The 9,875-nt window shown below is 41.3% G+C and carries 9 protein-coding genes; 3 read left to right on the top strand and 6 right to left on the bottom strand.

Annotation, left to right across the window (positions count from 1 at the left end):
* Window positions 1–5: 5 nt before the first annotated feature.
* Window positions 6–935 carry a type II secretion system protein GspC gene (gspC, locus tag ACOI22_RS10160; protein WP_420671914.1) on the bottom strand — a complete coding sequence of 310 codons (930 nt, stop codon included), beginning with the start codon at window positions 933–935 and terminating at the stop codon, window positions 6–8.
* 373 nt (window positions 936–1,308) lie between these two features.
* Between gspC and hslR the strand changes: the two genes are divergently transcribed.
* Entirely contained in the window at window positions 1,309–1,731 is a 423-nt protein-coding gene (gene hslR / locus ACOI22_RS10155; RefSeq protein ID WP_420671913.1) for a ribosome-associated heat shock protein Hsp15, read from the top strand.
* 11 nt (window positions 1,732–1,742) lie between these two features.
* A complete protein-coding gene (gene hslO, locus ACOI22_RS10150; protein ID WP_420671912.1) occupies window positions 1,743–2,624 on the top strand; it encodes an Hsp33 family molecular chaperone HslO in 882 nt (293 codons plus the stop codon).
* Here hslO and envZ read toward each other — a convergent pair.
* From envZ to ACOI22_RS10135, 3 genes are all read right to left on the bottom strand, one after another.
* The gene (gene envZ / locus ACOI22_RS10145; protein ID WP_420671911.1) at window positions 2,621–3,973 is read right to left on the bottom strand and encodes a two-component system sensor histidine kinase EnvZ; all 1,353 of its coding nucleotides are present in this window, start codon (window positions 3,971–3,973) and stop codon (window positions 2,621–2,623) included. The two genes, hslO and envZ, sit on opposite strands and share 4 nt — an antisense overlap.
* Window positions 3,954–4,679 carry a two-component system response regulator OmpR gene (ompR, locus tag ACOI22_RS10140; RefSeq protein WP_420671910.1) on the bottom strand — a complete coding sequence of 242 codons (726 nt, stop codon included), beginning with the start codon at window positions 4,677–4,679 and terminating at the stop codon, window positions 3,954–3,956. The genes envZ and ompR overlap by 20 nt, the downstream gene beginning before the upstream one ends.
* Window positions 4,680–4,771: 92 nt before the next feature.
* A complete protein-coding gene (locus ACOI22_RS10135; protein WP_420671909.1) occupies window positions 4,772–5,674 on the bottom strand; it encodes a phosphoribulokinase in 903 nt (300 codons plus the stop codon).
* Between the two features lie 171 nt (window positions 5,675–5,845).
* Between ACOI22_RS10135 and ACOI22_RS10130 the strand changes: the two genes are divergently transcribed.
* A complete protein-coding gene (locus ACOI22_RS10130) occupies window positions 5,846–6,802 on the top strand; it encodes a transposase (protein WP_420671908.1) in 957 nt (318 codons plus the stop codon).
* On the opposite strand, the gene purD is transcribed toward ACOI22_RS10130, so the two are convergent.
* Window positions 6,780–8,063 carry a phosphoribosylamine--glycine ligase gene (gene purD / locus ACOI22_RS10125; protein WP_420671907.1) on the bottom strand — a complete coding sequence of 428 codons (1,284 nt, stop codon included), beginning with the start codon at window positions 8,061–8,063 and terminating at the stop codon, window positions 6,780–6,782. The two genes, ACOI22_RS10130 and purD, sit on opposite strands and share 23 nt — an antisense overlap.
* 114 nt (window positions 8,064–8,177) lie before the next feature.
* Entirely contained in the window at window positions 8,178–9,785 is a 1,608-nt protein-coding gene (purH, locus tag ACOI22_RS10120; protein WP_420671906.1) for a bifunctional phosphoribosylaminoimidazolecarboxamide formyltransferase/IMP cyclohydrolase, read from the bottom strand.
* Window positions 9,786–9,875: the final 90 nt, after the last annotated feature.

Raw genomic sequence — 9,875 nt, 5'->3', positions numbered from 1 at the left:
CTACCTTATTCATCTTCGGTACTATTTGTAATATCTAAATCTAGGGAAACAAATTCGCTTCCACGCATGATTTCAAGTTGTAAGTTATCGGCTTCTTGCAGCTCACTAAGTGCTTCAAGAGATTGTTGTAAGTCTGATAAATTTAAACCATTTAATTCAACCACAATATCACCGTTTTTCAAGCCAACTGAATTAAATAATGTTGCATTGTTGCCAGGCGACACTCTGTATCCTATTAATTCATTTTCAACCCTGTGGGGCGATAAGGATATAAAGTCTGCGAAGCTATCGGGAGATGAGGCTAGCTTTGCTCGTGCGTCTCTGATTTCTTGAGGGTTTGGCCTAACGGTGCGCGAATTAGCGGTTAAGCTTTGTTGTTCGTTGCTCGCTTGGGCTTTTTGCTTATTAGCTTCTTCGTAATCTAAGCCCTCAAGCATCAAGGTTTCACGAGTGAGTCGATTCTTTATAATAACGCGGTCGGCAAAGATTTCATCTAAGGTAACGTTCGTGCCTTGGATTTTTTCGCCAATAGCATATGACTCCTGCTGATTTTTTGATTCAATAACGGCCAAGCCAAGTTCAGGATCATTGCTGGCAACTACGCCAAGCAATAAAAGGTTGAGAGAGGTTTCTGGTACGTCTTCTGCAGCTTGCTGAACTTCTGGTGCATCTTGCGCTTGGGCATCGCCAAATAAATTTAGGCTGAGTAAATCGTCCACTTCTATTTGGCTACTTTGTTTATTCGTATTGTTGCTTGCTTGAGTGGAGCGTGATGAATTTACTTGCGTTTGCTGTTCGCTGGGAACAAGTTTCCACGTGATTTTAGCGGCAAAAGCTAAAAGATATATACTTAGGAGCACCACAATAATGGTTATCAACTTACTTTCGTATCGTTGATAGAACTCTGTTGCACTTGATAAAGACAATGAACTCATGTGGTTTAAATGCTACTGCTTTATAGTTAGAAGATTGATAATCATAGCTAGTCCGGATGCATGCTACAATAGCTATGTAGTATTGTACGTAAATAAATCACAAATAGGACTCGCGAATACGTATTTAGTGCGACTTGAATGTTAATTAAATTTTTATGAACATTTTAATGTGAAGTTGATTTGATTAAAAATTGTAATTTTTTTGGCTTGGCTACTTTAAACTGGGCTGAAAGTCACAATATTGCTGGTACTTTTATGTGGACTTTGCGTTTGGACTGTCCCGGTTTGTGGTTTTGACTACCGAGATTTATAAATTGGACTGTCCAGTTTCTTATTTTTGCGTCAATTGATTGGTATTTGAGGTGTGATTTACATGACTAAAAACAAAGGGCAAACGCAAGGTCGGGGACAGTCCAATATTGAATCCCTTAGGCTCGACAAGTGGTTATGGGCGGCACGTTTTTGTAAAACCCGTTCAATCGCCCGAGATTTAATTTCATCAGGAAAAGTTCAATATAATCAACAACGCGCGAAACCTAGCAGAGTAGTGGAACTCGGCGCAATTATTAAGGTTCCAGCAGGATACGACGAAAAAATAGTAAAGGTGCTCAAACTTCATGATAAAAGATTAGGCGCTGAATTAGCGCAATTATTGTTTGAAGAAACGCCAGAGAGTATTGCGCAACGAGAGAAAAACAATCAGGCCCGAAAATTGAGTCTTTTTCATAGCCCAAGGCCAGACTCCAGACCTGACAAAAAGCAACGTAGACAAATTATTAAATTTAAACATCAGTAAATAGGCTTCACATGACAGATACATTAGACAGATTTTTATTCGAAAACCGCCCCTTACGCGGTGAAATAGTAAGCTTAGACAATAGTTACCAACAAATCCTTGCCTCTGCTGATTACCCTCTTGCTGTACAAAAGCTTTTAGGTGAGTTGATGGCGGCAGCAAGTTTATTAACCGCAACATTAAAATTTGAGGGTGAAATAGCCCTGCAAATTCAAAGTGAAGGCCTTATTCGCTATGCGATTGTAAATGGTACTCATGAGCAGAAATTAAAAGGTGTTGCGCGCTGGAATGATGATATTGAAACTTGGCCGGAAGATTTTACCAGCTGGTTTAAAAAGGGGGTGCTAGCCATAACGCTTACCCCTAAAGATGGTCAAAGGTATCAAGGTATGGTTGCGCTAGATAAGCCAAGTTTGTCAGCTTGTTTAGAAGATTACTTCTTACAATCTGAGCAATTGCTAACTAAAGTGTATCTGACTACCCAGAGCGCTCCTGTAGCAAAAGCCGCAGGATTGTTGATTCAAATCGTTCCTACATCAAGCGAAACTTCAAATGTTGAATCAAACGAAGATTTTGAACATGCTGCTCACTTAGCCGAAACGGTATCGCAAGAAGAAATTTTAACCTTACCGCACAGTGAAATGATTCGCCGTTTGTATCACGCTGATGATTTGCGTATTTTCGAACCTCAAGACGTTATGTTTTTCTGTGATTGCTCTAAAGAACGAAGTGCTCAGGCCCTTAAAAATGTAGCGAAGCAAGAGTTATTAGAAATTGTTGAGGAAGATGGCAGTATTAAAATGGATTGCCAATTTTGCCACAGTGTTTATGAATTTGATAAAATTGACGTTGAAAACATTCACTCGCATAACTTGCAGTCGGGGAATGCTTAAGCTGATTTAGATGGGGCTGGCGTTTGATAGTGAATAGGCACAACGAATGCGGCATTTAAGCCTCCATCAGGGTGATTTGTGAAAGCCATGCGCCCGCCATGGCTTTCAACTATTCGTTTTACTATTGCCAAACCAAGTCCAGAACCCGAGCTGCCTCGTGCGTGATCTCCTTGAACAAAAGGATTAAACAAGTTGTTAATTTTAGCTTCATCTACACCTTTGCCGAAATCCCTTATTGAGCAATAAATACTTTTATTTTTATCAGTAAGCTGTGTGGTAACAACGATTTTATCGCTACCATAGCGAAAAGCATTTGAGATTAAATTCTCGATTACACGTTTAATCCCTACTTTGCGTAGCCTGGTTCGAGGGAGCTTATGTAAGTTTAGGTCTATTGTATGGCTAGTATCTACGCTATGTGCTTCTACCAACTCTTCAATAAGAGAATTGATATCAAAAAATGACATTTCTTCTTGCTGATCCTGTCGGGCATAATCAATAAATTGATCAATAATGGCATTTAAATCTTCGATATCGTGAGCAATGCCATCTTTTACCCAATCTTGTTCTTCAGGTAGCATTTCGCTTGCTAGCCTTATACGGGTAAGTGGTGTTCGCAAATCATGGGATATTCCAGCGGTCATAATGATACGGTCATTTTGAAGCTGTTTGATGTCTTGTGACATCTTGTTGAAAGCTTCAGTTACGGCTATGATTTCGCTACTGCCATCTAGAGGAAGTGCTTCTGGAAAATTGCCTTTTCCCACTTGGCGAGCGGCTTTTTGAAGCGCTTGAAGAGGCCGGTTGAGTCGCCTTACGAATAGCCAACCGCCAGTAACGCTTAAAACACCAATTACCACAAAATACATCGTAAGGGGAGATAAGGATTGCTCATTGATACCCTCAAGAGGAATAGACACCCACATGTCAGGGCTTTGAGGCGGTCGTATCCAAATTACGTAGTCTTCACCGGTTTTTACTCGTATTTCGGTGTACTTGCCTAGTTGCAGACTTATTTGCTCTGACATGAAATCAAAATATGCGGCGTTGTTGAGGCCTGCGTGCATGGCTGATACTTCATCATGAAATCTTATGCCTGTTGTTTTTTGGAGTGTCTGGCGCTGTTCTGGGGATAAAGATTTTATGTCATGCAAAAAGAAGGTATTTAATTGATTTGAAATAAGTTTATTGATTTGTTGATAGCTTGGTCCAATAAAATAATGGGTAACTGACAAGTATGATACGAGTTGGTTGATAAACAGCAAAGCACCAATAAGCAGCGCGGTTTGGCCAAACGTGCTGCTGGGTGATATTTTTACAAAAAAAGACTTAAGCCCGAGTTTCGCCATCAGGCACGAACACGTAGCCCAGACCCCATACGGTCTGGATATATCTTGGATTGGCAGGGTCTTGTTCAAGCATGCGACGTAAACGAGATACTTGAACATCTATGCTTCGCTCTAGGGCGCTGTAATCACGGCCACGAGCTAGATTCATAAGTTTATCTCGTGATAAAGGCTCCCGTGGATGTGTGACTAGTGACTTTAATACGGCAAATTCGCCGCTTGTTAGTGTCATGGGGCTGCCTTCTTCCGACATTTCACGGGTCGCTAAATTAAGAGTGAAGGGGCCGAAATCAACAACTTGCTCCGATTGAGAAGGAGCGCCAGGAGCTTCATTTACTTTTCGGCGTAAAACGGCCTTTGCTCGCGCTAACAATTCTCGAGGGTTAAATGGTTTAGGCAAATAGTCATCAGCACCCATTTCAAGCCCAATAATACGGTCAACTTCATCGCCTTTGGCGGTCAGCATGATGATGGGAATTTCGTTCTTTTGTTGGCGAAGCCTTCGGCATATGGACAGTCCATCTTCATCAGGTAACATTAAATCTAATACCATTAGATGAAAGTTTTCGCGCTCAAGTAAGCGATCCATTTGTTCGCCATTTCCGGCGCTTCTTACTTGATATCCTTGCTCAACTAAATAGCGTTCTAACAAAGCTCGCAAGCGTATGTCGTCGTCTACTACTATAATTTTGGTTGTTTCTTGACCCATGAGACCCACCTATACTCCATTTATTAAGCAATATATCTAATCGTACTTTTTATGCCAAGCTTGCTTTTGTTTCTAAGTGTGTCAAAGCTGTGTTAATTATCAGCGACCCAGTCAATTTGATGATCTGCACGACGTTTTTTCTCCATAAGTTCGGCAATTAATGGAGTAAGTATTAATTCCATCGCCAAGCCCATTTTACCCCCGGGAACAACCAGTGTATTTACTCGAGACATAAAGGCACCGTCTATCATCTGAAGTAGGTAAGGGAAGTCTAGTTTCTTCATGTCACGTCTGAAACGTACAACTACAAAGCTTTCATCTTGTGTAGGTATTTCCCGTGCACTAAAAGGGTTTGAGGTATCAACGGTGGGGACCCGCTGGAAGTTGATGTGCGTTCTAGAAAATTGTGGTGTGATAAAATGGAAGTAGTCGTCAAGACTCCGTACTATGCTGCTCATCACTGCGTCACGGGAGTGTCCGCGATCGGTTGTGTCGCGTACAATTTTTTGAATCCATTCTAAATTTACGATAGGTACCATGCCTACAAGTAAGTCAACATAGGATGCGACGTCGCAATCATCTGTTTTCACCCCGCCGTGCAATCCTTCATAAAAAAGTAAATCGGTTTTATCAGGCAAGTCTTGCCATGGCGTAAATGTACCAGGCATTTGATTGAAAGGTACGGCTTCATCAAATGAATGAAGGTATTGTCGGTACTGGCCTTGGCCTTTACTTCCATACTCCTTGAATAAGGTCTCAAGCAGCTCGAAATCGTTGGCTTTGGGGCCAAAGTAGCTGATGTGCTTGCCTTGTTCTTGAGCTTTTCGAATTTCTACTTCCATTTCTGGGCGAGTAAAGCGGTGAAAGCTATCTCCACCAACCGAGGCTGCATCTATTTCGAGGTTGCGAAAAATGTGCCTGATAGCGTTGGTGGTGGTTGTAGTACCTGCGCCAGACGAGCCGGTGATGGCGATAATTGGATGTTTAACTGACATGGTATTTTTCTTTTATTGTTTATTATAGTTATATGCAAGCTTAAGGCATGGGTCAAGATGTTTTTCAGCTTGCTAGATCTCGATTGGGACAGTCCAATTTTAATCTCAGCTTATACTTTACTGTACCACGATTCAGTTTTTCATGTAGGGCGGGTTTGATATTGTTTTAATATGACTATTGCCAGAAAATACTTAATCGATTACTCACAAACGTGCTACTACCACTGCATGTCGCGCTGTGTTGACCAACGCTTCCTTCTATCTAAATATACTGAAAACGAGCGTGGTAAATCCTATAGACAGGATTGGATTGAAAGGCGCTTGCTTTTGTTAGGGGATGTATTTGCCATTGACCTTTTATCCTTCGCTGTGATGGACAACCATATTCACTCAGTTTTACACATAAACTTTGCCCAAGCCGAGGCATTGAGTAGTATTGAGGTGCTAAAACGTTGGTCAAGAGTGGGTAAAGTTTCACTGTTGTGTCAGGTTTATATGGAAAGCAATTGGCGTGAGGGTTTGACAGAAGGTCAACTTTCGCAGGTTCTTGAAGAGGTTGCGGTTTATAGAAACAAACTTTGCGACATAAGTACCTTCATGAGTAAACTTAATTCATATATTGCACACCGAGCAAATAAAGAGGACGGAAGGAAAGGGCATTTTTGGGACAGCCGCTTCAAAAGTCAAGCCTTGTTAGATGCTCAGGCTGTGCTAGCTTGTATGGCCTATGTTGACTTAAATCCTATAAGAGCAGGTAAAGCTAGAAGCCTTAAAACTTCCCCGCATACCAGTATAAAACGCCGTCTCTTAAATTCATCGAAGGCTGAAAATTCACATTTACTACCATTTAGTTTCTCTTTTGTGAAAACAAGTAGGACTATAGTTGAACATATATCGTTAGGTGAGTATGTATCTTTTATCAAAACGGTATTGAGTGCTAAAGCACAAAAATCGTGTGAGCATTTAGCGTTCGCAGAGCGAAATGATAACTGGATAACGGTTGTGCTAGAATTTGAGACAGTAACTAATTACGCGGCGGGAGAAGCCGAATTTGTATATCATTTTGAAAAACAAATTCGGCGTAATAATCAAAAGAAAACTACAGCTATTCAGACTCTCGTGCGATAGCCCTGTATCCTATATCCGTGCGGTACATAGCATTATCCCAAGAGACAGTTTCAAGTAACTTGTAAGCCTTTTGCTGAGCTTCGGTTACTGTGTTTCCTAAGGATGTAATGCACAGTACTCTACCACCTGATGTAACTATATTACCGTTGTTGATCATAGTGCCTGCATGAAATATCTTGCCGTTTTCGCTGGCACTATCAAGACCTGAAATGATATCACCCTTGTCATATGAGCCAGGATATCCGCCCGCAGCCATTACTACACCTATTGCTGCTTTAGGATTGAAAGTTATACTGGCGGTATCTAATTTACCTGCGCAAGCAAGTTGGCACAATTCAACTAAATCAGACTCTAATCGAAGCATAATAGGTTGTGTTTCTGGATCACCGAATCTACAGTTAAACTCAATTACTTTGGGTTCACCGCTATTGTTAATCATCAAGCCTGCATAAAGAAAGCCCTTGTAGGGGGTGCCGTCATCAATCATCCCTTGAACAGTCGGATAAATAACTTCTTGCATAATCCTGTTGTGAATTTTATCGCTTACTACAGGCGCTGGTGAGTATGCGCCCATGCCACCTGTATTCGGACCTTGGTCGCCATTATAAGCTCTTTTATGGTCTTGACTTGTTGCGAAAGGTAGAACATTTTTGCCGTCAACCATCACAATAAAGCTAGCTTCTTCGCCTTCTAAAAATTCTTCAATAACGACTCGACTACCAGCATCACCAAATTTATTGTCGGCTAACATATCTTGCACTGCGTCATATGCTTCTTGTTTAGTCAATGCGACGATCACGCCTTTGCCTGCCGCTAAACCGTCTGCTTTGACAACGATTGGCGCGCCTTTGTCATCAATATAAGCTACTGCTGAATCAATATCTTCAAATGTTTTATACTCAGCCGTAGGTATGTCGTACTTAGCTAAAAAGTCTTTGCTGAATGACTTCGAACCTTCTAATTGGGCCGCGGCTTTAGATGGTCCAAAAATAGTTAAACCTGCATCTTCAAAAGAGTCAACAACTCCCAAAACTAAAGGTTGCTCAGGGCCAACAATAGTTAGACCTATTTGCTCAGAAAGTGCAAACTCAAGCAGCGCACTAATATTGTCGGCATTAATATTTACATTTTGAACATTAAGCTCTGTTGCTGTTCCTGCATTTCCAGGAGCTACAAATACTTGTTCTACATTCTTAGATTGAGCCGCCTTGTAAGCTAGGGCATGCTCGCGGCCGCCGCTACCAATGATTAATACTTTCATCACTCTCTCTTTATATCGTCTTACATTCCAATTGTTGACTTTGGACAGTCCAGAATTTTATGCAAGATAGAAAACTTACTATCTAGACTGTCCAAACTAATTTAACTGTTCAGCTTAGTGCTTGAAATGACGCATTCCCGTGAACACCATAGCAATGCCATGTTCATCTGCAGCATCAATTACTTCTTGGTCGCGCATTGAACCGCCAGGTTGAATTACCGCAGCAATACCCGCTTCCGCAGCAGCATCAATTCCATCTCTAAAAGGAAAGAATGCATCAGAAGCCATTACGCAGCCTTGTACTTCTAATCCTTCATCTTTTGCTTTTATACCCGCAATTTTTGCAGAATATACGCGGCTCATTTGTCCAGCGCCAACACCAACCGTTGCGCCATCTCTGCAATACACAATTGCGTTTGATTTAACGTACTTGGCTACTTTCCAAGTAAATAACAAATCGTCAAGCTGCGCTTGTGTCGGTGCTTTTTTAGAAACTACTTTTAAATCGTCTTGTTCAACCATACCAAAATCTCTGTCTTGAACAAGCATGCCGCCGTTAACACGTTTAAAGTCGTACTCTTCAGTCAATTGCCCTTGCCAATCACCACATGCTAGTACTCTAACATTGGTTTTAGCTGACAACACCGAAGCAGCAGCTTCGCTTACGCTCGGCGCTATAATAACTTCTACGAACTGCTGAGCAATAATATCGCTGGCGGTTTTTTCGTCTAGCTCTCTATTGAAAGCAATTATTCCGCCAAATGCAGAGGTAGGGTCGGTTTTAAATGCCTTTTGATATGCACTTTGTATCGAACTACATATTGCTACGCCACATGGATTTGCATGTTTTACTATAACGCAAGCAGGCTCACTAAATTCTTTAACACATTCTAATGCGGCATCAGTGTCTGCAATATTATTAAATGATAAAGCTTTACCTTGAATTTGCTCAGCGGTGGCAACTGACGCCTCCTGAATATCATGTTCAACGTAAAATGCAGCTGTTTGATGACTATTTTCACCATAACGCAAATCTTGTTTCTTTTGCATTTGTACATTCAAGGTACGTGGAAATTGAGAATGCTCAGCATCGCAATCATCGTCATTGCAGCAATCTTTATCTTCGCTAAGCATAGCACCGAAATAGCTAGCCACCATACCATCGTATCTTGCCGTGTGTTCGAATGCTTTAACTGCTAATGAAAAACGTAAATCGTAAGGGACGCCTGGCTCATCATCCACTAATGAAGCTAGCACATCAGCATAATCTTTTGGGTCGACCACTATGGTTACATCATTGAAGTTTTTAGCGGAAGCTCTCACCATTGCAGGGCCACCAATATCAATGTTTTCAATAGCATCGTCAAAGGTACAATCTTCTTTTGCCACTGTGTTCGCGAAGGGATATAGATTTACGATCACTAAATCAATAGGCACTATTTCATGCTTTTGCATTACGTTTCCGTCAATATCTCTGCGTCCCAAAATACCGCCATGTATTTTCGGATGAAGGGTTTTAACGCGGCCATCCATAATTTCAGGATGTCCCGTATGTTCGCTTACATCTTTAACGGTTAAGCCTTCTTGTCGTAATAAAGTGGCTGTTCCGCCGGTGGATAATATTTCTATATCCAAGCTAGCTAAGGCTTTGGCTAATTCTACAATGCCAGTTTTATCAGATACGCTAATTAATGCTCTAGAGATGGTTTTGGTGCTTTGCATGATGAACTCAACGGTTAAAAATTGAAAATTGGACTGTCCGGGGCTGGGAGTTTAACAAAAAAAAGAGCGTAAATAGACGCTCTTTTTAAT

Source organism: Glaciecola sp. 2405UD65-10, from assembly GCF_048820975.1.
GTDB lineage: Bacteria > Pseudomonadota > Gammaproteobacteria > Enterobacterales > Alteromonadaceae > Glaciecola.
This window is presented reverse-complemented; position numbering and strand designations above follow the sequence as displayed.